Annotated in this window: 25 protein-coding genes and 1 pseudogene; 14 read left to right on the forward strand and 12 right to left on the reverse strand. The window is 65.4% G+C overall.

Features of this window, described 5'->3' with window-relative positions; translation table 11 throughout:
• Window positions 1–213, reverse strand: a pseudogene (locus AADJ04_RS11315) (sulfate transporter subunit); the annotation flags it as partial.
• A gap of 167 nt (window positions 214–380) precedes the next feature.
• On the opposite strand from AADJ04_RS11315, the gene AADJ04_RS11320 reads away from it, so the two are divergent.
• The 10 genes from AADJ04_RS11320 to AADJ04_RS11365 all read left to right on the forward strand — a co-directional run bounded on the left by AADJ04_RS11320 (window position 381) and on the right by AADJ04_RS11365 (window position 10,606).
• Window positions 381–653, forward strand: coding sequence for an oxidative damage protection protein (locus AADJ04_RS11320; protein ID WP_044400580.1), 273 nt, complete (start codon window positions 381–383; stop codon window positions 651–653).
• A gap of 223 nt (window positions 654–876) precedes the next feature.
• Window positions 877–2,835: an FAD-dependent 5-carboxymethylaminomethyl-2-thiouridine(34) oxidoreductase MnmC gene (gene mnmC / locus AADJ04_RS11325; protein ID WP_341239675.1), complete on the forward strand. Its 1,959-nt coding sequence runs from the start codon at window positions 877–879 to the stop codon at window positions 2,833–2,835.
• Window positions 2,836–2,975: 140 nt separating this feature from the next.
• Complete coding sequence (locus AADJ04_RS11330; RefSeq protein WP_198848070.1) at window positions 2,976–3,779, forward strand: sulfite exporter TauE/SafE family protein; 804 nt, start codon at window positions 2,976–2,978, stop codon at window positions 3,777–3,779.
• Window positions 3,780–3,789: 10 nt separating this feature from the next.
• Window positions 3,790–5,628, forward strand: coding sequence for a nitrite/sulfite reductase (locus AADJ04_RS11335; protein ID WP_341239676.1), 1,839 nt, complete (start codon window positions 3,790–3,792; stop codon window positions 5,626–5,628).
• Between the two features lie 12 nt (window positions 5,629–5,640).
• Window positions 5,641–6,021 (forward strand): DUF934 domain-containing protein, encoded by a 381-nt coding sequence (locus tag AADJ04_RS11340; RefSeq protein WP_066787154.1) that lies wholly within the window; start codon window positions 5,641–5,643, stop codon window positions 6,019–6,021.
• 2 nt (window positions 6,022–6,023) lie between these two features.
• Window positions 6,024–6,647 (forward strand): phosphoadenosine phosphosulfate reductase family protein, encoded by a 624-nt coding sequence (locus AADJ04_RS11345; RefSeq protein WP_157020032.1) that lies wholly within the window; start codon window positions 6,024–6,026, stop codon window positions 6,645–6,647.
• Window positions 6,648–6,661: 14 nt separating this feature from the next.
• On the forward strand, window positions 6,662–7,615 hold the full coding sequence (gene cysD, locus AADJ04_RS11350; protein WP_066690705.1) for a sulfate adenylyltransferase subunit CysD: 954 nt from the start codon (window positions 6,662–6,664) through the stop codon (window positions 7,613–7,615).
• Window positions 7,615–8,991, forward strand: coding sequence for a GTP-binding protein (locus AADJ04_RS11355; RefSeq protein ID WP_341239677.1), 1,377 nt, complete (start codon window positions 7,615–7,617; stop codon window positions 8,989–8,991). The genes cysD and AADJ04_RS11355 overlap by 1 nt, the downstream gene beginning before the upstream one ends.
• Window positions 8,992–9,108: 117 nt before the next feature.
• Window positions 9,109–9,438 carry a ferredoxin FdxA gene (fdxA, locus tag AADJ04_RS11360; RefSeq protein WP_066699332.1) on the forward strand — a complete coding sequence of 110 codons (330 nt, stop codon included), beginning with the start codon at window positions 9,109–9,111 and terminating at the stop codon, window positions 9,436–9,438.
• 115 nt (window positions 9,439–9,553) lie between these two features.
• Window positions 9,554–10,606 (forward strand): NAD(P)/FAD-dependent oxidoreductase, encoded by a 1,053-nt coding sequence (locus AADJ04_RS11365; protein ID WP_341239678.1) that lies wholly within the window; start codon window positions 9,554–9,556, stop codon window positions 10,604–10,606.
• A gap of 89 nt (window positions 10,607–10,695) precedes the next feature.
• Here the strand turns inward: AADJ04_RS11365 and AADJ04_RS11370 are convergent, their stop codons facing one another.
• From AADJ04_RS11370 to chrA, 3 genes are all read right to left on the reverse strand, one after another.
• On the reverse strand, window positions 10,696–11,577 hold the full coding sequence (locus tag AADJ04_RS11370) for a serine protease (protein WP_341239679.1): 882 nt from the start codon (window positions 11,575–11,577) through the stop codon (window positions 10,696–10,698).
• Between the two features lie 277 nt (window positions 11,578–11,854).
• Entirely contained in the window at window positions 11,855–12,808 is a 954-nt protein-coding gene (locus AADJ04_RS11375; protein ID WP_341239680.1) for an AEC family transporter, read from the reverse strand.
• Window positions 12,809–12,920: 112 nt separating this feature from the next.
• A complete protein-coding gene (gene chrA / locus AADJ04_RS11380; protein WP_341239681.1) occupies window positions 12,921–14,201 on the reverse strand; it encodes a chromate efflux transporter in 1,281 nt (426 codons plus the stop codon).
• 229 nt (window positions 14,202–14,430) lie between these two features.
• Between chrA and AADJ04_RS11385 the strand changes: the two genes are divergently transcribed.
• On the forward strand, window positions 14,431–15,423 hold the full coding sequence (locus AADJ04_RS11385; protein ID WP_341239682.1) for a tripartite tricarboxylate transporter substrate binding protein: 993 nt from the start codon (window positions 14,431–14,433) through the stop codon (window positions 15,421–15,423).
• A gap of 210 nt (window positions 15,424–15,633) precedes the next feature.
• Window positions 15,634–15,906, forward strand: a complete 273-nt coding sequence (locus AADJ04_RS11390; RefSeq protein WP_341239683.1) for a helix-turn-helix transcriptional regulator — start codon at window positions 15,634–15,636, stop codon at window positions 15,904–15,906.
• 39 nt (window positions 15,907–15,945) lie between these two features.
• On the opposite strand, the gene AADJ04_RS11395 is transcribed toward AADJ04_RS11390, so the two are convergent.
• The 8 genes from AADJ04_RS11395 to msrA all read right to left on the reverse strand — a co-directional run bounded on the left by AADJ04_RS11395 (window position 15,946) and on the right by msrA (window position 23,013).
• A complete protein-coding gene (locus AADJ04_RS11395) occupies window positions 15,946–18,042 on the reverse strand; it encodes a TonB-dependent receptor (RefSeq protein ID WP_341239684.1) in 2,097 nt (698 codons plus the stop codon).
• Between the two features lie 281 nt (window positions 18,043–18,323).
• On the reverse strand, window positions 18,324–18,797 hold the full coding sequence (locus AADJ04_RS11400) for a hypothetical protein (protein WP_341239685.1): 474 nt from the start codon (window positions 18,795–18,797) through the stop codon (window positions 18,324–18,326).
• A gap of 64 nt (window positions 18,798–18,861) precedes the next feature.
• A complete protein-coding gene (locus tag AADJ04_RS11405; RefSeq protein WP_341239686.1) occupies window positions 18,862–19,482 on the reverse strand; it encodes a DUF3299 domain-containing protein in 621 nt (206 codons plus the stop codon).
• 68 nt (window positions 19,483–19,550) lie between these two features.
• Window positions 19,551–19,802 carry a hypothetical protein gene (locus AADJ04_RS11410; RefSeq protein ID WP_044400623.1) on the reverse strand — a complete coding sequence of 84 codons (252 nt, stop codon included), beginning with the start codon at window positions 19,800–19,802 and terminating at the stop codon, window positions 19,551–19,553.
• A gap of 65 nt (window positions 19,803–19,867) precedes the next feature.
• On the reverse strand, window positions 19,868–21,103 hold the full coding sequence (locus tag AADJ04_RS11415; RefSeq protein WP_341239687.1) for an FtsX-like permease family protein: 1,236 nt from the start codon (window positions 21,101–21,103) through the stop codon (window positions 19,868–19,870).
• A gap of 5 nt (window positions 21,104–21,108) precedes the next feature.
• The gene (locus tag AADJ04_RS11420) at window positions 21,109–21,825 is read right to left on the reverse strand and encodes an ATP-binding cassette domain-containing protein (RefSeq protein ID WP_142080796.1); all 717 of its coding nucleotides are present in this window, start codon (window positions 21,823–21,825) and stop codon (window positions 21,109–21,111) included.
• Window positions 21,822–22,247 (reverse strand): Fur family transcriptional regulator, encoded by a 426-nt coding sequence (locus AADJ04_RS11425; RefSeq protein ID WP_142082453.1) that lies wholly within the window; start codon window positions 22,245–22,247, stop codon window positions 21,822–21,824. The genes AADJ04_RS11420 and AADJ04_RS11425 overlap by 4 nt, the downstream gene beginning before the upstream one ends.
• 229 nt (window positions 22,248–22,476) lie before the next feature.
• On the reverse strand, window positions 22,477–23,013 hold the full coding sequence (gene msrA / locus AADJ04_RS11430) for a peptide-methionine (S)-S-oxide reductase MsrA (protein WP_207374996.1): 537 nt from the start codon (window positions 23,011–23,013) through the stop codon (window positions 22,477–22,479).
• A 195-nt stretch (window positions 23,014–23,208) separates the two neighbouring features.
• Here msrA and AADJ04_RS11435 point away from each other — a divergent pair, with 195 nt between their 5' ends.
• Both AADJ04_RS11435 and AADJ04_RS11440 read left to right on the forward strand, forming a co-directional pair.
• A complete protein-coding gene (locus AADJ04_RS11435; protein ID WP_341239688.1) occupies window positions 23,209–23,883 on the forward strand; it encodes a TetR/AcrR family transcriptional regulator in 675 nt (224 codons plus the stop codon).
• Window positions 23,880–24,443, forward strand: a 564-nt coding sequence (locus AADJ04_RS11440; protein WP_341239689.1) for an efflux RND transporter periplasmic adaptor subunit, incomplete at its 3' end; no start/stop codon positions are given. The genes AADJ04_RS11435 and AADJ04_RS11440, both read left to right, overlap by 4 nt.

Below are 24,443 nucleotides of genomic sequence, written 5' to 3' on the forward strand. Positions count from 1 at the left end.
GTGGCTTTGCTTGATGGTCACATCCTCGCCGGTCTTGGCCTTCCAGTGCTTGGCAAACGCCTGATTGAACTCTACGTACAGCTCGCGGGTGGGGTCGTACGAGACGTTGAGCAGCGTCACAGACTGTGCAAAAGACGGCAATGCGGTCAACGCCAAAGCGCCTGCAAAGGTTGCGGCCAATGGAAACTTGATAAAGTCGCGGCGAAAGTTCATGGGGGTCCTCGGTTTTGAATGTGGGCGGTGCAAAACACCGATGAAACGCATTCTGAAAGGCCCTCTTAAAAACTGGAACCAATAAGATTTCAGTTCTTAATACCCAAAACATCTGAAGACTGCCCCGCGCAGCCTTCGCACCCACCCCATCACGAGAAGGAAACACCATGGCACGCACCGTCCAATGCATCAAACTCGGCCAAGAGGCAGAAGGCCTGGACTTTCCGCCCTACCCTGGCGAGCTGGGCAAGCGGATCTGGGAAAACGTCAGCAAGCAAGCCTGGGCCGACTGGCTCAAGCACCAAACCATGCTGGTCAATGAAAACCGCCTGAACCTGGCCGACGCCCGCGCCCGCCAGTATTTGGCCCGGCAGATGGAAAACCACTTCTTCGGCGGCGGCGCAGACGCCGCGGCGGGCTACGTCCCGCCCAGCGCATAACGGAGCAAAGCGAAGTGCAGCGCTGCAAAAAGTGGTTTGATGCAAGCTCTTTTTCGGCAGCGCCAGTCACTTCCCGCGTTCACAGCCAGTGATCTAGAACAACCGCTGTTCCGCCCACTTGCTGTAAAAACCAGCCCCAGCACGGCGCCCTTGTGGCGCCCTTTGTTTTTCTGGGCCACGCGCAAGGCTTGCACGGGCCCGGTGTTCAGCACTTGCATACCCCATGTCCGAGCCCATCGACTGGCTGCCCGACGGCACCCCCTACAGCCCCCGCTTTGGCGACCGTTACCACAGTGAAAACGGGGGGCTGGACCAGGCACGCCGCGTGTTTCTGCAAGGCTGCGGCCTGCCAGCGGCCTGGGCTGGCCAGCCCCAGTGGCGGGTGCTGGAAACGGGCTTTGGCTTTGGGCTGAACTTTCTGGTCACCTGGGCTGCATGGCGTGCCGACCCGCAACGCCCGCGCCTGCTGCACTTCATATCGACGGAAGCCTGGCCCGTGAGCGCTGCCGACCTGCTGCGCGCCACCTCCGCCCACCCCGAACTGGCGCCCTTGGCCGAACAGCTCCACGCCCAGTGGTGGGGCCTGCTGCCCGGCGTGCACCGTTTGAGCTTTGAGGACGGCCGCGTGCTGCTCACGCTGTACGTGGGCGACGCGCAAGAAATGCTGCGCCAGCAGGCGCCCACGGCCGACTCGGTGTACCTCGACGGGTTCAGCCCGTCCGTCAACCCCGACATCTGGAGCACCCACACCCTCAAAGCCGTGGCGCGCTGCTGCCGCCGGGGCACGCAGCTGGCCACCTGGACCATTGCCCGCGCCGTGCGCGATGCGCTGGCCGAGTGCGGTTTTGAAGTGCAGCGCGTGCCCGGCGTGCCCCCCAAGCGCGACAACCTGCACGCCACCTACAACCCCCGCTGGGAACCCCGTGCCCGCACGGCCACGCTACCCGACGTAGCCCCCCTAGCCAGCGCACAGCACCAGCATTGCCTGGTGATTGGTGGCGGGCTGGCCGGGGCTGCCGCTGCCGCCAGCCTGGCCCGCCGGGGCTGGCAGGTGCAGGTGCTGGACCAGGCAGCCGAACCCGCTGCAGGCGCATCGGGCCTGCCAGCGGGCGTGTTTGCGCCCCATGTGTCGCCCGACGATGCCGTGCTCTCGCGCCTGTCGCGCAGCGGCGTGCGCACCACCTTGCAGCAAGCCAGCCAGCGCCTGCAGGCCGGGCAAGACTGGGGCCCCACGGGCGTGCTGGAACACCGCACCGACGGCACCCCCGGCTTGCCCGCCGACTGGCACGCTGGGCCAGGCGCCGACTGGACCATTCCCGCCCCCGAATCAGCCCGCGAACAAGCGGGCCTGCCGCCCCAGGCCGTGGCCTGCTGGCACACCCGCGCCGGCTGGATTCGCCCGCCCCAGCTGGTACGGGCCCTGCTGCGCGAGCCTGGCGTGACCTGGCGCGGCCAATGCGCCGTGGCCAGCCTGCGCCCCACGACGGGTGCTGATGCCGCCGCCCCCACCGAATGGCAAGCGCTGGATGCGCAAGGCCAGGTGCTGGCCCAGGCCCCTGTGGTGGTGATTGCCGCAGGTGCGGGCAGCCCCCCCTTGCTGGCCGAGCGCTGGCCCCTGCAGCCCGTGCGCGGCCAGGTGTCCTGGGGCCGCTATGCCGCGCACCTGCCGCCACCCGCGCCCTTCCCGGCCAATGGGCATGGCAACGTGGTGCCGTCGTTTGGCGTGGGGCAGACTGACAACCCGGCTGAGCAGGCCACCGAGCGCGGCTGGATCATGGGCTCGACCTTCGAGCGCAATGTGACCGAGCTGCCCGCCAGCGCACCAGACCAGCTCGCCGCCCACCAGGGGCAATGGAGCAAGCTGCAAACCCTGATGCCCACCGCCGCCCGCGCCCTGGCGCCCCGTTTCGAAGCCCGGCTGGCGGCGGGCGAGCAGGCCGATGGCGCGGCCGCCCCGGTAGAACACTGGGCCGCCGTGCGCTGCACCGCCCCCGACCGCTTGCCCATCGTGGGGCCGGTGGATGCTGCCACGCTGCCCGGCCTGTGGGTGTGCACCGCCATGGGTGCGCGGGGGCTGACCTTGGCCCTGCTGTGCGGCGAATTGCTGGCCGCCCGCCTGAACGGCGAACCCCTGCCGCTGGACGCCAAACTGGCCCGAGCACAGGCGAGTGAGCGGATGTAAAAAACGCTGTGTGGACTGCCGGAAAACTGATTGGCCACCAGTTCGGCGCTTCTTACAGCAAGCCTTTATATCTATATTTGCATATTAGAAGCACAAAACAATAGTTTGCATCCATAAGAAGCCCCTCTACATTCGCCCCCATGCATGAATTGGCGTTTGTCTTTGCGGGTTTCGCGGTGGGTCTGATCGTCGGACTCACAGGCGTGGGCGGTGGCTCGCTGATGACGCCCATCCTCATCTTCTTTTTCGGCATCAAGCCCCACATGGCCGTGGGCACCGATTTGCTGTTTGCGGCTTTCACCAAGATGGGCGGCACCGTCAGCCTGGCCCGCCAGCGCCTGGTGCCCTGGAAAGTGGTGGGCCAACTGTGCGCAGGCAGCATTCCGGCCGCCCTGCTGGCGCTGTGGGCGCTGCGCACCCTGGGCCCGGCCAGCGCAACAGCCCAGCGCATCATGACCACCACGCTGGGCTTTGCCCTGCTGCTCACGGCCGCTGCCACGCTCTACAAGGCGATTGTTTTTTCTGCCCAGCGCCAGGCCGCCCAAAACGCCGCACGCAAGGCCCACACCGGCGACGTCACCCGCCCCCGCCACTGGAGCCTGCCCGTGCTGCTGGGCGCGGTGATCGGCACGCTGGTCACGTTCACCTCGGTGGGCGCGGGCGCCATCGGTGTCACGGTGCTGCTGCTGGTGTACCCCCTGCTGCCGCTGCCGCGCATCATTGGTGCCGACATTGCCTACGCCGTGCCGCTGACCCTGGTGGCGGGTCTGGGACATGCATCGCTCGGCTCGGTGGACTGGCCTTTGCTTGCACAATTGCTGGCTGGCTCGCTGCCCGGCATCTGGCTGGGCTCGCGCCTGGTCACCCGCACCCCTGAGCGCCTCATCCGCTCTGCCCTTTCTCTGTTGCTCGCCTGGGCGGGCTTCAAACTGATTCTGATCTGAGTGCTCCACGATGTACCAATACACCGACTTTGACCGCCAATTCATCCGCCTGCGCGCCGAGCAGTTCCGCGACCAGCTCGAACGCTGGCAAGCGGGCAAGCTGACCGAAGAGCAGTTCCGCCCCCTGCGCCTGCAAAACGGCTGGTACGTGCAGCGCTACGCGCCCATGCTGCGCGTGGCTGTGCCGTATGGCGAACTCTCCAGCACCCAGCTGCGCGTGCTGGCCCGCGTGGCCCGCGAATACGACCAGCCCGAGCCTGCCCTGCTGGCCGAGGCCCAGGCCACACAAGAAAAGCTGGGCGACATTCCGCTGGCCGACGGCCGCCGCATTGGCACCAAGCTGAAGTACGGCTACGGCCACTTCACCACACGCACCAACGTGCAATACAACTGGATTCCGCTGTCCAAGGCCGCTGACGTGATGGACCTGCTGGCCACTGTGCAGCTGCACGGCATCCAGACCAGCGGCAACTGCATCCGCAACATCAACAGCGATGCGCTGGCCGGCATCGCCGCCGACGAGATTGCCGACCCCCGGCCGTTTTGCGAAATCCTGCGCCAATGGAGCACGCTGCACCCCGAGTTCTCATTCCTGCCCCGCAAGTTCAAGATCTCGATCAACGGTGCGCGCGAAGACCGCGCCGCTTTGGGCTGGTACGACGTGGGCCTGCAACTGGTGAAGAACGACGCGGGCGAGCTGGGCTTCAAGGTGCGCGTGGGTGGCGGCATGGGCCGCACGCCCACCATCAGCCCGGTGCTGCGCGAGTTCCTGCCCTGGAACCAGCTCATGAACTACCTGGAAGCCGTGATCCGCGTCTACAACCGCTACGGCCGCCGCGACAACAGCTGGAAGGCGCGCATCAAGATTCTGGTGAAGGCCGAAGGCCAGGCCTACATCGACCAGGTGAATGAAGAGTTCCGCCAGATCGTCGAGGACGAAGGCGGCCCACACACCATCACGCAGGCCGAATACGACCGCGTGGCCGCGAACTTCCGCGAGCCCGAGCTGGACCTGTCACCCGCCAACGCCGAAGCCGAAACGCTGGAGCTGCTGCGCACCGCCGCCAGCGAAGACCGCGACTTTGGCCGCTGGCTCACCAGCAATGTGCTGCCGCACCGCCACCCGCAGCTGCGCGCCGTGATGCTGTCGTTCAAGCGCCTGGGCTATGCGCCGGGCGATGCCACGGCCGAGCAGATGGAAGCCGCTGCCGAGCTGGCCGACCGTTTCTCGGGCGGCGAAGCCCGCGTGACGCACGAGCAAAACCTGCTGCTGCCCTGGGTGCGCCGCGACCAGTTGCCCGCGCTGTACCAGGCCGCCAAGGCACTGGGCCTGGCCAAGCCCAACATCGGCCTGCTCACCGACATGATTGCCTGCCCCGGCGGCGACTTCTGCTCGCTGGCCAACGCGCGCAGCCTGCCGATTGCCGAAGCCATCACCGAGCGCTACCAGGACCTGGACGAGCTGTGGGACCTGGGCGAGATCGACCTGCACATCAGCGGCTGCATCAACAGCTGCGGCCACCACCACAGCGGCCACATCGGCATCCTGGGCGTGGACAAGGACGGCAAGGAGTGGTACCAGATCACGCTGGGCGGGGCCGATGGCTCCAACCTGTCGGGCCCTGCCACGCCGGGCAAGATCATCGGCCCCTCGTTCAGCGCCGCCGAAGTGCCGGGCGTGATCGAAGCCCTGCTGAACACCTACCGCACCGAGCGCCAGCCGCTGGCCGATGACGCGCAAGGCCCACGCTACGAAAACTTCATCGACACCGTGCGCCGCGTGGGCCTGGAGCCCTTCAAAGTCGCCGCCAACGCCGCGCGCCGCCCCGCTGAAACCGAAACCGCCTGAGGGTTTATCACTATGAAAATAATAGCTGCTCACGAGCACCAGCCAAGCCCTGAAGGCCTGAAAGTCATTGAACTGCCCAACGACGCCAACCCGTTCGAGCTGGACTTGGCGGGCGTGGACCGCATTGACCTGCAGTTCCCCAAGTTCACCGACGGCCGGGCCTTCAGCCAGGCCCGCCTGCTGCGTGGCCGCCTGAAGTTTGCGGGCGAGCTGCGCGCCACCGGCGACGTGCTGATCGACCAGCTGGTGCAGATGGCCCGCTGCGGCTTTGACGTGGCCGTGCTGCGCGAAGGCCTGGACATGGCCGATGCCCAGCGCCAGTTCGACCGCTTCAAGGGCTTCTACCAAGGCGACGTGACCGAGCCGCTGCCCCACTTCCGAAAGGCAGCATGACCATGGGCCACATCGACCTCACCGCCGTCAACGCCGACCTGGGCCGCAACGCGCCCGCCCTGGTGGAATGGGCCCTGGGCCTGGGCAAGACCAGCATCGTCACCACCAACTTCCGGCCTTTTGAAGCCGTGATCCTGCACATGGTCACGCAAGTGAACCCCAAGGTGCCCGTGGTGTGGATGGACAACGGCTACAACACCGAAGCCACCTACCGCTTTGCCGACGAGGTGACGAAGCAGCTGGGGCTGAACCTGAAGATCTACCTGCCCCTGCGCTCGCGCGCCCACCGCGAAGCCGTGGAAGGCCCCACGCCTGCGCTGGATGACCCACGCCACGCGGCATTCACCGCCGAAGTGAAGCTGGAGCCCTTCGCCCGCGCCCTGCGCGAGACCGCGCCCGAGGTCTGGTTCACCGCCCTGCGTGCTACCGACACCGCCGTGCGCGCCCAAATGGACCCCGTGAGCATCAACCCTGACGGACTCATCAAGGTAGCGCCGCTGCTGCACTGGTCGTCCAAAGACCTGCACGAATACTGCGTGAAGCACGGCCTCCCCAACAACTTCGACTACGTGGACCCGACCAAGGGCGAAGACAACCGCGAATGCGGCTTGCATCTGGCCCACTGAACCCGGACACCCCCATGAACGCCCGCACCGACTCAGCGCTGCTTGAGAAAACCAACGATATGAGCTACCACCTCAACAACTCGCACCTCGACGCCCTGGAAGAAGAAACCATCTTCATCCTGCGCGAAGTCGCCGCCGCCTTTGAGCGCCCCGCCCTGCTGTTCTCGGGCGGCAAAGATTCGCTGGTCATGCTCAAGTGCGCCGAAAAGGCCTTTGGCGCGGGCCGCATCCCTTACCCGCTCTTGATGATCGACACGGGCCACAACTTCCCTGAAGTGACGGACTTCCGCGACTTCCGCGCGAAGGAACTGGGTGCTGAACTGATCGTGCGCAGCGTGGAAGATTCCATGGCACGCGGCACCGTGCGCCTGGCCCACCCCGGCGAATCGCGCAACGTGCACCAGTCCGTCACACTGCTCGAAGCGATTGAAGAATTCCGCTTTGACGCGCTGATCGGCGGCGCCCGCCGTGACGAAGAAAAGGCCCGCGCCAAGGAGCGCATCTTCAGCCACCGCGACAGCTTCGGCCAATGGCAGCCCAAGGCCCAGCGCCCTGAGCTGTGGACGCTGTTCAACACCCGCCTGCAGCCCGGCGAGCACTTCCGCGTGTTCCCCATCAGCAACTGGACCGAGCTGGACGTGTGGCAGTACATCGACCGCGAGCAGATCGGCCTGCCCAGCATCTACTACACGCACAAGCGCCAGGTGGTGGACAAGAAGGGCCTGCTGATGCCCGTGACCGAGCTGACCCCCGCGCGCGAAGGCGATGTGGTGGAAACGCGCGACGTGCGCTTCCGCACCGTGGGCGACATCACCTGCACCGCACCGGTGGAGAGCACCGCCGCCACCCCGGCCGAGATCGTCATCGAGACCCTGGCTGCCGACGTGAGCGAGCGCGGCGCCACGCGCATGGACGACAAGACGAGCGATGCCTCGATGGAGAAGCGCAAGAAGGACGGGTATTTCTGATGACAAACACTACCAATTCAATAGCTGCTAGCGCTTATCCAGAAAGCGCTGGAGCCCCAAATGACCATATTTCCGCCCTCAAGTTCATCACCTGCGGCAGCGTGGATGATGGCAAGAGCACGCTGATCGGCCGCCTGCTGGTGGACAGCAAGGCCGTGCTGCAAGACCACCTGGCCGGCGTGCAACGCCAGGGCGAGACCGACCTGGCCCTGCTGACCGACGGCCTCTCCGCCGAGCGCGAACAGGGCATCACCATCGACGTGGCCTACCGCTACTTCGCCACCGAAGAGCGCAAGTTCATCATTGGCGACGCGCCCGGCCACGAGCAGTACACCCGCAACATGGTGACGGCTGCCAGCAGCGCCGACGCCGCCGTGGTGCTGGTAGATGCCACCAAGCTCGACTGGAAGAACGCCAATCTGGCCCTGCTGCCGCAGACCCGCCGCCACAGCCTGCTGGTGCACCTGCTGCGCGTGCATTCGCTGGTGTTTGCCGTGAACAAGCTCGACGCGGTGGAAGACCCCGCACTGGCCTGGAAGCACATTCAGGGCGCGCTGCAAGCCTTTGCCCAGGCCGCTGGCATCACCGTGCGCGCCACGGTGCCCGTGTCTGCATTGAAGGGCTGGAACGTGGTCGATGCCCATGCCGGCTGGTGCGGCTACAACGGCCCCACCCTGCTGCAAGTGCTGGAAAAGTTGCCCAACACCCCCGCCGACACGGCGCTGGCACCCGCCTTCCCGGTGCAGTGGGTAGAAAAGTTCTCGTCCTCGTCAGACACCAGCCAGGGCCGCCGCGTGTTCTGGGGCCGTGTGGCTGCAGGCCGCTTTGCGCCCGGCACGGCAGTGCAGATCTTCCCCAGCGGCCAGCTGGCCACGGTGGCCCAGGTGCTGGACCACGCCCGCCGCCCCCAGGACGTGCCCGCAGGCACAAGCGCCGGCATCATCCTCGACCGCGAGGTGGACGTATCCCGCGGCGACTGGATTCTGGCCGCGCCCACCGCCGCCGCAGCGCCCGCTGCTGACGACGACTTTGGCGACACCCCCGCAGCCACCCCGGCCTGGCCTGCCAGCCGCGAGCTGCACACCACGATCGCCTGGATGGACGACGAGCCCCTGGTCGCAGGCCGCGTGTACTGGGCGCTGCATGGCCACCGCTGGGTCAAGGCCAAGGTCAAGGCCGTGGTGCACAAGCTCAACATCAACACGCTGGCCGAAGAAGCTGCCACGCAGCTCGACCCCAACGCCATCGGTCATGTTCACCTCGTGCTGCAAGAGGCCATTCCCGCTGCGCCGTTCACCCAGGCACGCGTGCTGGGATCGCTGATCCTGGTGGACACCGCCAGCCACAAGACCGCTGGCGCGGTGCTGGTGAACTGACCCAGCGCAACAAAAAATGCCCTGAGTCCCCCTTGCGGGCTCAGGGGCCCTCTCAACCCACGCGGTGAAAGCCTTAAAATCGCGGGTTTTCACCGACCGACCCACACACCCTCTGCCATGACCCACGTCGTCTCCGAAAACTGCATCAAGTGCAAGTACACCGATTGTGTGGACGTGTGCCCCGTGGACTGCTTCCGCGAAGGCCCGAACATGCTCGTCATCGACCCCGATGAGTGCATCGACTGCGCCGTGTGCATTCCCGAGTGCCCTGCCAACGCCATCTTTGCCGAAGAAGACCTGCCGGCAGACCAGATCGCCTTCATCAAGATCAACGCCGAACTGGCCTTTGCCGATGGTTGGAAGAGCATCACCAAGCGCAAGCCCGCTTTGCCCGACGCCGACGAGTGGAACGGCAAGCCCGGCAAGATCGCTTACCTGATCAAGTAATGCCTGCTGGCGCTGCCCGCCGCTGCACCACCCTTTGCCACAGCGTGGCAATGGCGCAGCGGTGTGACCCGGCAGCACCATCCCCCAGCAGGCCCCAGCGCCTGCTGCCTTGCCCATGATTCAAGAAACCGATGCCGTCGTCATCGGTGCAGGCCCGGTGGGCTTGTTCCAGGTGTTCCAGCTGGGCCTGCAAGGCTTGGCAGCCCACATCATTGACGCGCTGCCCTACGCGGGCGGCCAATGCGTGGAGCTGTATGGCGACAAGCCCATCTACGACATCCCTGGCGTGCCCGTGTGCAGCGGGCGCGAACTGGCAGCCCTGCTGCAGCAGCAAATCAGACCCTTCCAGCCCCAGTGGCACCTGAACACGCAGGTGGCTGCTCTGCAAACGCAGGCAGACACCGGGCGCTTTCACGTCACCACCACCCAAGGCGCTACCTTGAGTGCCCGCGCAGTGTTCATCGCAGCGGGCGTGGGCGCGTTCGTGCCCAAGGCCCTCAAGCTGGAAGGCATCGACCGGTTTGTGGGGACCCAACTGCATTACACACGGCTACCTGCCACGACCTCGCTCAAAAACCAGCGGCTGGTGGTGCACGGCGGTGACGATGCGGCCGTGGCCTGCGCCGTGGAAGCAGCAACCGCCGGGCAAGCCGCCAACGTGACGTTGCTGTACCGGCGCGATGTCTTCAACGCCACGCCCGAAGCGCTGGCCCAGTTGCAGGCCCTGCGCAATGCCGGCCGCATCCAGGTGGTCGTGGGCCAACCCACCGGCATGGACTGCGCTGACGAGCGGCTGACCGCGCTGCACATCACCACCCCGCAAGACACCACCGTGCCGCTGCCGCTGGATGTGCTGGTGGTGGCCCTTGGCGTATCACCCCGCCTGGGCCCGATTGCCGACTGGGGCCTGGCGATGGAGCGCAAACAACTGGTGGTAGACACCGCCACCTTTGCCACCAGCGTGCCCGGCATCTACGCGGTGGGCGACATCAACACCTACCCCGGCAAGCGCAAGCTGATCGTCTGCGGCTTTCACGAAGCTACGCTGGCCGCCTTTGCTGCGGCGGAAGCGCTCAGCGGCAAGCCTGTGGCGCTGCAGTACACCACCAGCAGTACGCGTCTGCATCAATTGCTGGGGGTGGATTCAGCAGGGACAGTCAACGGCTGAAGGCGGCGAGGCACTGCTGTTCAACTCACACGAAAGCGGGGGCTCAACATCAGAGTTGACCGGCACGCACCGGTAACGCATCACGGGACTTATCCAGCTGCGCGCGGCTCGCGGCACATTGCCGGTGCATGTCCGTGTCGAACGACCTGTTCTGTCACAGCGTCACCGGTTTTCCTCGCAATGTGAAGCAAAGGTGCCAAACTGAGTGCAACCGTGCAACCCGAGGGAACACGCACCTTTTCCTGACCGACGTCCACACGCGTCACCGCCCGTTGCGACAAAACGCCGACTGCCTCTCCCTTTCCGTTCACCACCGGACCGCCGCTAGCTCCTGCATGCATCGCGTTATCAATGTACATCACGTCACATTCCACACGGTCGCCATTTTGAGTATTTTCAGCAACGATGCGCCTCAAATTTCCTACGTTCCCTTGCTTTAGCAATGGCCCCGTCATGTCAGCGATGTATCCAGTTCGCATCGCTTCACGAAACTGCGCCGCGCCGGAGAAGTCATGTTGAAGCAGTCGGTCCACATTGAACGGGAGCTCGAGTTCCTCTGAAAACCCGGCAAGACAAACGCGCTCACCGAGTGTTGGCGGGTTGACGTTTGCAGGAATATGCGACACGGCAGTCGCAAATGGACTTTTCGGCAGAAGGATAGCCAAGTCGAGTTGAATTCGACTCGTGAACGATGGAATATCAAGATCTATGCTGCAAAAGAATACACGGTACTCCGCCGCGGGGTGCCCAGCAAACTTGCAGTAAATGCGTTGATCCGGATCCTTGTAGTCGCAGTGCCGAATCGGCGACCGCCCCGTGACCACGTGCGCTGCCGTGAGCACCTCACCGTTCGCGGTGTAAGCAAACCCAGTTCCTTGACTTATCTTCTCATCACCGAGAAAGACAGAGATGTAGCAGCAAGCGTCGGAAATTCGCTGAAGCGCATCAGGACTCAGCAATGGGATATTCATACGATATAACTCAATGTAAACAGCAAAACCCGGTTAATACACCCGGACACTGTGCAAATAAACAGATATTAGTTTTTATGAAACCCGGCAGGCATTACGTCGGGAAACTTTAGCGGGACAGTAAGCCCAACAGAACTTGCCTACTGCATGCTTTGTTCGGCCTCATCCGTCAATTTCGGATCCATAGCAGCTTCAGAGTGCTGCTATCCAAGTTTCGCTCATGACAAGCGCTCAAGTCGTGCTACCCCAATGCACACCGTACACAGTGCCCCACTCCTCACACCACAAACCGCGTAGTCAACAAAATCACCACTGGCATCGTCACCAGCGCCAGCATGGTGGACACCGCCACGCTGGCGGTGACCTCGTCCTGGGCCACTTCGTAGCGCTGCGCAAACAGGAACACGTTGGCCCCCACGGGCAGCGATGCCGCCACGATCATCACGGCCAGGGGCAGTCCTGACAGGCCCAGGGCCCAGGCCATGGCGGCGAGCAGCAGCGGGTGAACGATGCACTTGGCCAAGGCGATGCGCAGTGCGCCCTTGAAATGGTGACCCACGCGGGTGAACACCAGCGTGACCCCCACCAGCAGCAGGGCCAACGGGCCCAGGGCCTGGCCCAGCAACTGCAGGGGTTTGTCGACCACCGGGGGCAGTACCAGCCCGGTCTGCGCAAACAACAGGCCGGCCAGGATGGGCAGTGGCACCGGGTGCAGCACACCGTTGCGCACGGCGCCCAGCACAGTGCGCCACATGGGAGGCTGCGCCGCGTTGGACTGACCTGCGTGTTCACGCGCGGCGGCCAGTTCGAACACCACGGTGGCAGCGGTCAGCAAAATGAGCGAGTGCACCGAAATCAGGGTGAACAGGGTGACCAGGCCCGCGTCGCCAAACACAAGCCCGACCAGCGGCACGCCAATCATCAGTGTGTTACTGAACGTGTTGGCCAGGGCCCGCGCCGCCGCCAGACGGTTGAAGCCTTGCCAGGCCAGGGTGGCGAAATACAAAACGCCGAACGCGGCGAAGTAGATGCCCACCGGGCCGAAGTTCAGGTCTTCGATGTGCACGGTGCTCATGGTGCGAAACAGCAGCGCGGGCGACAGCACCATGAAGACGAGGTTGGACAGGTCTTTCACCGCGCTGGCGCGGATCCATTCCTGGCGGCCCGCCACAAAGCCGATGGCAATGAAAAGCACCACGGGAACCAGGGAAGCAATGACGGGAGAGTTCAAGACAGCACGCCAGAAGGAAAAAAGAACAAGGACGGGAACAACAGAGTCAGCGCAGCAACGCTATTAATTTAATAGCTGCTTCCGCTTTATACATAAGCGCCAGGGCCTATTTTCATATCAAAACCGGCAGCAAGACCTGCAGCCCCCAGCCCGTCAACGCGGTGGCCACCACCACCGCCCAGGGTGGCACACGCCACCGCAGCAGCGCAGCCAGCGCCACCAGCGCAAGGGCCACATCCGCAGCGCTGTGCAGCGCACTGGTGGCCACCGGCTGGTACAGCGCGGCCAGCAGCAAGCCCACAACCGCTGCATTCACCCCGGCCAGCACACCCCGCGCCCAGGCCCGCTGGCGCAGCGGCGCCCACCAGGGCAACGCGCCCGCCACCAGCAAGAACGCCGGAAGAAAAATACCCAGAATGGCCAGCAGCGCCAAGCCCGCCCCGGCCCAGCCCGGCGCCATCGCAGCGCCTAAAAACGCAGCAAACGTGAACAACGGCCCCGGCACGGCCTGAGCTGCCCCATAGCCCGCCAAAAACGCGTCGGCAGATACCCAGCCGGGCTCCACCACGGCCGACTGCAGCAGGGGCAGCACCACATGGCCGCCGCCAAACACCAGCGCACCGGCGCGGTAAAACGCATCGACCACGGCCAGCGCAGAAGCTGTGCCGTCTGCGGCGGACGCCACGGCCACCGACCACGGCAGCACCACCAGCAGGGCGGCGAACACTGCCAACAGCACCAGCCCCCCGCGGCGCGAAAGAGGCACATCCCAGGCGTCCGACGCGTCGGCCGTTGCACCTGGTGCGGCACCAGCCGGGGCCTGCTTGCGGCCCCAAACCCACCACCCCAGCACTCCCGCCCCCAGCATCACCGCCAATTGGCCCACCACCCCAGGCTGCAGCAAGGTCACGGCACAGGCGGCCAGCATCAACGCCGCCCGCCCCACCGTGGCACACAACCCGCGCGCCATGCCCCACACCGCCTGAGCCACCACGGCCACGGCCACCACCTTGAGGCCCTGCACCAACCCTGCGGGCATGCCAAACCCGCCCGCAGAAAACCCGAGGCCCAACAACGCCAGCGCCAGGGCTGACGGCAGCGTGAAGCCCACCCAGGCCGCCAGCGCACCGCCCCAGCCACCACGCATCAGCCCCAGCGCCATCCCCACCTGGCTGCTGGCCGGGCCCGGCAAGAACTGACACAGCGCCACCAGGTCTGCGTAGCTGTGCTCCGTGAGCCAACGGCGGCGCACCACGAATTCATCACGGAAGTAGCCCAGGTGGGCCACAGGCCCGCCAAACGAGGTCAACCCCAGGCGCAGGAACACCCAGAACACCTCCCAGGGAGTGGCAGGTGCAACGGGGGACGTGGACGGACTTGGGGTGACAGACATGGCGCGTAAAGACAAAAACACACGCCCAGCGAGAGCCAGACGTGTTTGTGGAGTGCGGGGCGCTACTCTGCCACAGCGATATGGCTGAGCGACGAAAAGGCGCTCGCCAGGCGCACCTAGCCACCCTCGCTACTGACACAGGCAACCAAAAACAAAGCCTGCGGCGCTTTCGCATTGATCCCCCGAAAGGGGCAGTGCACGGGAAGATGCCTTCACTTCGATTGGTTACATGTTGTCGTACAACAACAATGACCATCGTTCGCCGCTCCACCGTACTGGCCGGCTTGCCCTGCTGGCCACGGCCAGCGCCTTTGCGCAGAACGCGGCCGAGTGGCCCAGCAAGACGGTGCGCATCATCGTGCCGTACCCGCCCGGCGGCAGTTCGGACATCATCGCGCGATCCATCAGCCAGGTGCTATCGGAATCACTCAAGCAAAGCGTGATCGTGGAAAACAAGGCGGGCGCCAACGGCAACCTGGGCGCCGACCTGGTGGCCAAGGCCGAGCCCGATGGCTACACGCTGCTGCTGTGCGACGTGGGCGCACTGGCTATCAGCCCGTCGGCGTACACCAAGCTGTCGTTCGACCCGTCCAAAGACCTGCGTGGCGTGACCATGCTGGCCTACTCGCCCCACCTGCTGGTGGTGCACCCCTCGGTGCCGGTGAACAACCTCAAGGAACTGGTCGCCTATTCCAAAAAGAACGACTTGAACTTTGCCGTCACGGCCACAGGTAGCGCACCGCACCTGGCAGGCGTGGCGCTGGAGCGCGCCAGTGGCGCCCGCTGGCAGTACATCCCTTACAAGGGCGGTGTCACCGCCATTCAAGACACCGTGGCCGGGCAAACCCAGGTGCTCATGAACGGCATGCTGGCCACCCTGCCCCAGGTGCAAAACGGCAAGCTCAAGATGCTGGGCGTTTCCAAGTCCATCCGCATGCCGCTGATTGGCGACGTACCCACCATTGCCGAACAAGGCATCGCGGGCTATGAATCGGGCACCTGGCAAGGCGTGCTGGTGCCGCGTGGTACGCCTGAAGCCGTGGTGCAAAAGCTCAACAAGGCGCTCATCACCGCCATCCGCGCGCCCGAAATCCGCTCGCGCCTGGCGGGCCAGGGGGCTGAGGTGGTCACCATGACGCCCGCCGAGCAAGACCAGTTCTTCACCAAGGAACGGGCACGCTGGGCCAGCGTGGTCACGGCCGCCAAGATCAAGCTCGACTGACGCACGCAGCCAGGGCCGCTGCGCCAAGCTGCGGCCCTGCACTACACAAGAAGGGGCAAGGGTGCCGCATCCATCACAATGGCAAGCCTGCACGTCTTGCCCGATGAGAGTGGCCAACCAGAAGTCCCTGGCGTTATGCGCGGGGCCGTTTCGAAGAGTTTGGTGAGCGCTCAGACGGGCAAAGGCACCGAACTCTCACCTTCTTGCCCCATGACATCGAGCCCTCCTCTCACCCTGGACATGCCTGCACCCACCGCAAGCGTACTCAAAGCCGCCCGCATCGCCGCAGGCCTGAGCCAAGTGCAGGCGGCAGAGCTGATGGGCTACCCCGTACAACAGGGCAGCCGGGGGGGCCTGCAGTCACGCACCTGGCAAGCCCTGGAAAGCGAAACCGACGAGCGCACCATGCAAGGCCCCGTCTTCGCCATGTTTTTGCTGCTGACGGGGCAGCACCCCACGCATGCGCTGGTCAACAAAACCTAGCCCACTGGGGCCCGAGCAAAGCACGGGCCCCGGGCACTATCAGAACGCTACCGTCACCCCGACGGTGATGTTGCGCCCCATCAGCGGCGCAGCGGTCTTGATGAACGAGGTGTGGGCGTAGGCCAAGCGGTCGGTCAGGTTGGCGCCCTTCACGTACAACTGCCAGGGCGAGCCGTTGGCAAGCTTGCCGTGGTAGGCAGCGCCCAGGTTCAGCATGCCGTAGCCGGGGGTGGCGGTTTCAAACTCGGCCACGCGGCTTTGGCGGGCCACTTGCACCCATTCCACCTGGCCTTCCCACGCCGCCCAATTGGCGTCCAGCCGCAAGCCAGCGCGGGTGGCCGGTATGCGCGGCAGATTGCCGCCACCGTCGAGCTTGGCACGCACGGTGTCGGCAAACAGCGTGATGCCCAGGTTGCGCGTGAGGGCCTGGCGCACTTGGCCCTCGATGCCGGTGAAGGTGGCATCGGCCTGGCTGTACTGCAGCAGTTGCAGGGCATCCAGCGCATCGAGCGTGCGGCCGTAGATGTAGTTGTTGATCTTGTTGTGGAACACGCTCACACCAAATGTGGTGTCGCCGCTGGTCTTCTTCAGGCTCACGTCGATGTTTTGCGAAATCTCTGAACGCAGATCAGCATTGCCCCGCTCGTAGGTGCTGGTGGCCATGTGCAGGCCCCGCGCGTACAGCTCTTCGGCCGACGGCGCACGGCTGGCGCGGGTAAGCGACGCACCCACCTGGTAGCCGGGCGTGAAGCGCCACACCGCGCCCAGCGATGCCGAGGTGCCGTTGTGGCTGCGCTCGATGCCGCTCGTCTGCGCTTCGGCTGTCTGGCGGTCGTGGCGCAGTGCGCCTTCAAAGCGCCAGTCGCCCAGGCGGTATTCCTCCAGCACAAACAACCCCACCTTGCGGGTGACGGTGGGCTGCACGTAAGCCTCTTCGCCTTCGGCGCTGAACTTGCGCTGCGAGGTCTGCAAACCCACCACGCCCTTGAACCCGGCGATGGGCTCGTGCTGCAGCTCCACGCGGGTATCGTAGGCCTTGTTCTTGAAGGTGGTGCTGACGGCGCCGTCTTCGACCTCGTCGTGCACGTAGTCGGTCACACCCGCACGCAGGCGCAGCGCCGAGAAGCCTGCGAACGGGTTGCGCAGCTCGCCGCGCACGTCAAAGCGTTCACTGCGCAGATCCACCACGGGCACATCGCCATGGTCGTGATCTTCATGGTCGTGGCCATCGTCTTCGCCCGCATGGGCGCCGCAGTGCAGATGATTGCCGTGGGTGTGGCAGTCTTCAAAGCTGTGGTTGTGCCCCGGCAGGCCGTACTTGGCCGTCTGGCGCGTGTAGGCCGCGCCCAGGTAGCCGCGCTCACCCACCCACGACAGCCCCACGCTGCCCGTGTCGGTGCGGTTGAAGCTGCCCGGCACCTTGCGGGTGGCCTCGCCCTCAGGCGCCCAGCCCTTGCCCACGCGGTAGTCGCCTGCATCGCGCGCCACGCCTTCCACATGCACCGCCAGGTTGCCTGCACCTCCAGTCAGCGACAAGGCGCCCGCCCCCTCACGGGCGCCTGTGTTGGCGCGCAACTCGGCGCTGCCTTCATAGCCCTTTTGCGGGATGGCCGTGGGCACCTTGCCGTCCAGCACATTGACCACGCCGCCCACGGCGCCGTTGCCGTACACCAGGGCCGATGGCCCGCGCAGCACTTCGATCTGCGTGGCCAGCATGGGCTCGGACACCACGGCGTGGTCGGGGCTGATGGTGGAGGCATCGTGCAGCTCGGCACCGTCGCTGAGCACGCGCACACGCGGGCCATCCATGCCGCGAATGATGGGGCGGCTGGCCCCGGCGCCAAAGTGGCTGCTGGTGATGCCGGGCTCGCTGCTCAGCGTCTCGCCCAGCGTGGCCTCGCGACGGCGCACCAGTTCATCGCCTTCGAGCACGGTCACGGGCGTGGTCATCTCGCCCGCGCCCAGTTGCAGGCCGCTGGCAGAGACAGTGACGGAAGGCAGGTTGGCTTCGGCGGCAGCGGCAGGCGCGGTGGCCTGGGTCTGGGCCAGCGCCGAGCCCCCTGCAGCCAGCAAAGCAACGGCCAGGGCCACGGGGCGCAGGGCAAGGCGGCGAGAGGCCAATGTGGAATAAATCATGAGAAACCTTGGAGGTAAAAAATCAGAGGCGAACAAGGCAGACGCTGCGACGCACCATGCGCAGCAACCCAGGCGGGCACGGCCGGCCAGCCCTGCAAAGATTGAGACAAAAATGCACGCTAGCGCTTTCCAGTCAAGCGCTAGCAGCTATCAAATCAGGAGTAAATAACGCACTGACAACCAGCGTGCGTCACGCGCCGATCTGGCTGTGGGAAGACAGCGAACAGGTCAGCCAGCAGCCGAGCCCCCACAGCCACAGCAGCCGAGGCCAGCGACGCGGTTCAGGCCCGCAGGGCTACAGGCGGGGCGCGTGCCTGGAACAGGGCCCGGTGCAGCACCCACCCGTGCTGCACCAAACCCATCGGGGCGTGGTGGGTGCTGGGGACGGCGGGCAAGCCCGGCGCAGGGGCCAGCAGGCCATCGGCCAGGGCCAACTGATCCAGCAGCAGGCAGTCGACCCCGCTGGTGTGGGCGGGCAGCAGGGATTCAATCAGGGCGGCTGCGTCCGGCGCTGCCTGCGCACGGGCATGGGGGTGCGCGGCATCAGCGGCATGGCCCGCATGCGCAAACCCCTGGATGGGCACCGTGCGGTGGTCGCCAGAATGCAGCGCCTGGTGCACCCGGCCCAGGGTGGGCACCCATGCCAGGGCCAGCAGCAGGCAGGCCAGCCAGACTGCCTGCCATGCGCGCGCACCGGCACGCGGGCGCACGGCGGTGCACACACGCTGGTGGGGCCGTGGCAAAGGCAGGCGCATGGCAGATGAAAGGCGAAGAGATTTCAGCAGCAAAAACAGGGCAAAGGGGCGCAGCAGCAGTCCGTTACTTCACAGGCACTGCCTCTACCAGACGGTAGAACAGGCCGTAGGGGTCGTTGGGCAGCACGTTGAACTTGCCTTCGACCACCACGGGTTCCAGCGAATAGCGCACGGGGGTCTTGGCTTTGACTTCGACCATGCTCTCAGGCCCGCCGGGAATGCAGAACGAGCAGGTCAAGGGCACGGAGGTGAGCAAAAAATGCTTTTGCGTGGGTTTGGCATCCATGGGCACCATGAAGCCCTGGATGCGCTGCACCGTCTGGTGCATACCCTGCTGCTGCGCGTTGAACACGGGCAGCACAGCGTTGGCCGTGGTTTTCTTGGTCAGGTCGGTCAGCACCGACCAGGGCACCACATCACTTCGCACGGGCAGCGGCGCAATGGGGCTGTTGGGGCTGTGGTAACCGGCCCCGCTGCCCGCCACCGCTGGCTGCCCGTGGGTGCCGGGCGGCAGGGGTGAACTGAGCGCCGGAGTGCCTGCCGCGCCTGATGCCTGCGCCTGCACTCTGGCCGCCCCTGCCCCACCCACCACCACAGCACAGGCCAGCACAACGGCACGCCAACGCGCTGCCCCGAGGCTAGACGCATGGCAGGTGGCATGGGAGCAGGACAGCAGGCGGGGCATGGGCAGACTCTTCTTTCAATCAGCGAAAAAATCAGGCGACAGCGAGGCGCAGGCGTGAGGGACGCGCCTCAATGCGCGTGCTTCATGCCGCAGTATTTTCCGATGGCCAGGTTTTTGCAGGCCGCCTGCAGCTCTTTCATGCACACGGCTTCGCCCTTGCCGCCTTCCAGGCACTTGGCAGCGGCTTCATGGGCGGCGGCCATGGCGCGGTGGCGCTCGATGTCTTCCTTGGTCTGCTTGTCAGAGTGGGCCTGTGCCAGGGCGGCAGCGCTGGCCAGCAGCAAGGGGGCGACGCACAGGGCGGTCCAGAGTTTCTTCATGGTGATTCCTTTCAGGTGAGATCAACGAACAACAAAAAAACAAACACGGCACTTACAACACGGCATCAGGGCTGCACCAGCAGGTCGGCCACATCGGTGCGATAGGCCTGCATGGCCGGCAGCAGCGCTGCCAGTGCAGCCACCAGGCCCGCCAGCAGCGGCACACCGGCCTCTTCAGACAACCACACGGCGCCCGTCACAGGCAGCAGCCCTTGCGCCTGCAGCGCCCAGCCCAGGGCATGCGCCAGGCCGTGGCCCAGCAGCAAGCCCAGGGCGCAGGCCAGGGCCGCCAGCCACAGCGCTTCGCACAGCACCAGCCCGGCCACGCGGCCTGGCGGCGCGCCCAGCATGCGCAGCATGGCCAGGTCAAAGCGGCGCTCGCGCACGGCATTCCACAGCGCAATGAACACACTCAGCGCCGCCACGGCCAGCAGCACGCCGCCAAAGGCGCGCAGCACGTCTGCGCCCACGCCCAGCAGGCGCAACAGGCGGGTCACTTCAATGGCTGGTGCGGCGGCCTGCATCGAGGTGTTGGCGTTGATGGCACGCGGCAACGACACAGCCGCCAGCGGCGTGCGGTAGCGCACCAGGGCCACGGTAACCTCGCGCTCTTGCTTCAGGATTTCCAGGTCTTCGGGGTCGTCGGCCGTGGCGGCTTCGTGCACCTGCCAGACCGATTCAGTGCTGGTAAGGATGAGCCGGTCGAGCACGCAGCCGCAGGGCGCCAGCACGCCGCTGACGCGGTAGGGGTGGTCGCCATGCGCATGCCCGCCCCCGCCCAGCCCGTGGCTGCCGATGAAGGTGGCCCCCACCAGGGGCTGGCCGGCATGGTCGGGCTTGACGATGCCGCGCGCTGCGCTGGCGCCCAGCACAGCGTCCATGGGCTGCTGCCACAGCGCGCCTTCGGCCAGGGTGGCGCGGTAGTGCGTTACGTAATCCGGCGTGGTGCCCACGATGCGATAGCCCTGGTAACTGTCACCCAGGCTGAGCGGCACCACCTGGGCCACCAGCGGGTTTTGCTGCAGCGCCTGCACCTCTTGCAGGGGGATGTTGCCCGTGGGCACGTCGATGTGGAACACCCCCGCCAGAATGAGCTGCAGCGGGCTGCCCTTGGCGCCCACCACCAGGTCAATACCTTCCAGGTCGCGCTCAAAAGCCCGGTCGAGCTGGGTGGACACCAGCAGCACCAGCGTGATGGCTGCCAGCCCCAGGGCCAGCAGCAACAGGTTGAGCGCCGCCGCCAGCGGCCGCGACCACAGATAACGCCATGCCAATGCGGCCGTTTTTGCTATATTTTTCATAGCTACTACCGCTTATCTGCAGGGCGCTGGGTGCCCATTTGGTTCAAATCACTTCCACCCGGGGCCTGGGCAGGGTTTGCATTCAGGTCCAGCCGCTGCAAGCGCGGCACGCCCGCCAGCGCCTGCACCACGCGCTGGTCATGGGTGGCAATGACCAGGCTGGCGCCGCAGGTGGCGGCGCTGGTTTGCAACAGGGCCAGGGCATCGGCAGCGGCTTCGTCGTCCAGGCTGGCCGTGGGCTCGTCGGCCAGCAGCAGCTCGGGCTGCAACAGCACCGCGCGGGCCAAGGCCACGCGCTGCGCCTGCCCGCCCGAGAGCTGGTGCGGTTTGCGCCCGGCCAGTTCGGCCACGCCCACCTGGGCCAGGGCCTGGGCAATGGCGGCATCGTCGCGCGGGCGGCCTGCGGCAAAGTAGGCCAGGGCCAGGTTGTCGGCCACCGTGAGGGCGCTGCTCAAATGCAGCTTTTGCGGCAAAAAGCCAATGCAGCGCGCACGCCAGGCGTCCAGCTCAGCCCCACGCTGCGTGCCCAGTTGAATCCCCGCCACGAACAGATCACCGCCCGTGGCAGCCCGAAGCCCCGCCACCAGCGCCAGCCAGGTGGATTTGCCCGCGCCCGATCGCCCCTGCAGCAGCAAGGTGCCGCCCTGCGGCAGATCTACATCGGCAAACTGCAACTGTGGCCCCGCGCCATAGCGGTAGGCCAGGCCCCGGGTGCGGATCATGCTGCGGCCTCGTTGGTGGGGTGGGCACAGCCCGCGCAACGGCCACGCACCGCAATGTCTACCGCCAGCCCCTCGTGCCCGGCCGAGGCCAGCGCCTGCAGCACTTCTTGCAGGGCCGACTGCACTGGCGCTGCGCTTTGCGACAGGCGAAACTGCTGGTGGCAGTCGTCGCACTCAAAGCGAGGGGCGGCGCCCTCTTCCCCCTGCGGTGCCAGCGCATAGCGCATTACACGCGCGGCATCGACCTGCTTGTGCAGCAGGCCTGCAGCGGCAAAGCGGTCGAGCATGCGGTACACCGTGACGCGATTGACCGGGGCGCCCGCAGCGGCCAGGGCGGCTTCCACTTCGGCCTCTGACAAGGCGGCGTGGGGGCGCTCGTGGTACAGCCGCTCCAGCGCCCGGGTGGCCCGGGTGGCGCGCATGCCCGGCGGCAAAGCCCAGGCCAGGGGCTGGTCACTAGAGGAGTTGGCGGTGGAAGGCATGGTGGATTGCAGCGCCCATTCGAGCGGCATTTAACGCAAACGGGTTGCATTATGCACAACCCACTGACCACAAGCCCCTTTGCGCGCGGCCCATACCCCCCCCCACTGCAGGACATGAGTCTCGGCGGCCGGTTGTTCTGCGCTCCGCCTGCGCAAAACCTGAACGACCTCAGCCTTTCAGATAGCGCGCAAACGTCTTGCGGAATTTCTCGACCTTGGGGCCCACCACGAATGCGCAGTACCCGGCGTGAGGGTGGTTCGCAAAGTAATCCTGGTGATACGCCTCGGCCGTACTGTAGTTCGAAAGCGGCGCCACTTCGGTGGTGATGGGGGCGCTGAACAGCTTGTCTTGCGACATCTGGCGGATCATGGCGCTGGCCACTTCACCATGCTCGGGCTGGTCGTAATAGATGCCGCTGCGGTACTGCGTGCCCACATCGTTGCCCTGGCGGTTCAGGGTGGTCGGGTCGTGGGTATGGAAGAAGATTTCCAGGATCTCCTCCAGGCTGATTTCGTCAGCATCGAACGTCAGGCGCACGACCTCGGCATGGCCTGTGTCGCCCTGGCAGATTTGCTCGTAAGTGGGATTGACGGTGTGGCCATTGGTGTAGCCACTTTCCACGTCGGTAATGCCGCGCACACGGTCAAACACCGCCTCGGTGCACCAAAAACATCCCCCGCCCAAAGTGATGGTTTGCAAGTTCATGGGTGTTGATTCCTTTGCGGCCCATTATTCCGCGCGACCATAACCCTTGGGGCGAGTGCAATTGACCTGCGCCCCACGACAACGGACTCGCCAGGCATCACTGCTTGTCCCAGCGCATTGACTGCCAGAGGTCTGGTTGCTACATTACTAACCAGTCAGTCAGTAACAATGTCACAAAACACACCCCACACTCCCTTGACCAACGAAGCGGCACCCAAGCGCAGCCGGCGCAAAGAAGCGCGCCCCGGCGAATTACTGGAAGCGGCGCTGGACCTGTTCGTGGAAAAAGGCTTTGCCGCCACGCGGGTGGACGATGTCGCTGCGCGTGCGGGGGTCTCCAAGGGCACGCTGTTTCTGTACTTCCCCAGCAAGGAAGAGCTGTTCAAGGCCGTGGTGCGCGAGAACATCGTCGGCCGCTTTACTGAATGGAACAACGCGCTGGAATCGTTCGTGGGCAACACCAGCGAAGGGCTGACCTACTGCTACCAGGTGTGGTGGGAGCGCATTGGCGCCACCAAGGCGTCTGGCATCACCAAGCTGATGTTCAGCGAGGCGCAGAACTTCCCGGAGATTGCGCAGTTCTACCAGCAAGAGGTGATCCTGCCCGGCCGCGCGCTCATCCGGCGCATCCTGCAACGCGGTATGGAGCGGGGAGAGTTTCGCCAAATGGATCTTGAATACGGCACCTACATCGTGCTGGCGCCCATGATGTTCCTCATGCTGTGGAACAACTCCATGGGCCCTTGCTCTTTGCCCGACGAAGTCTTCACCCCCGAGCAGTACATCCGCACGCAGATCGACAACATCCTCCACGGCCTGTGCGTTCGCCCTGCCGCTGGTGCAACACCCCCACCCTCTCAAAACCCATGAAACGCTGGATCACCTGGACGGCCCTCGGCTTGGTTGTTGTGCTGATGGGCTGGGGCGTGTGGCGCACGCTGGCCGCACGGCAAGTGGAAAAACAGGCGCTGGCTGAAGCCACCACTTCACGGGAGCAAGCGCCGCTGCAACTGGCCGAAGGCGAGATGATCACGGTGCAGCAACGCACTCTGGAGCTGGGCGTTCCCATCTCGGGCGCGCTGCGCGCAGTGGATTCGGCCATGATCAAGGCGCGGGTGGCGGGAGAGATTCAAAGCCTCACGCTGCGCGAGGGCGACAGCGTGCGCGCTGGCCAGGTGGTGGCGCGCATTGACCCCACCGAAGCCCAGGCACGCCTGCGCCAGGCCCAGCAGCAGGCCGATGCTGCCAAGGCGCAGGTAGACATCAACCAGCGCCAGCTGGACAACAACAAAGCCCTGGTAGACCAAGGCTTTATCTCTGCCACCGCACTCGTCAATTCGCAAGCCAGCCTGCAAGCGGCGCAAGCTACCTACCAGGCAGCCCGCGCTGCCGCTGACGTGGCGCGCAAGGCGCTGGACGACACGGTGCTG

It is taken from the genome of uncultured Acidovorax sp. (genome assembly GCF_964021665.1).
Taxonomy (GTDB): Bacteria; Pseudomonadota; Gammaproteobacteria; order Burkholderiales; family Burkholderiaceae_C; genus Acidovorax; species Acidovorax temperans.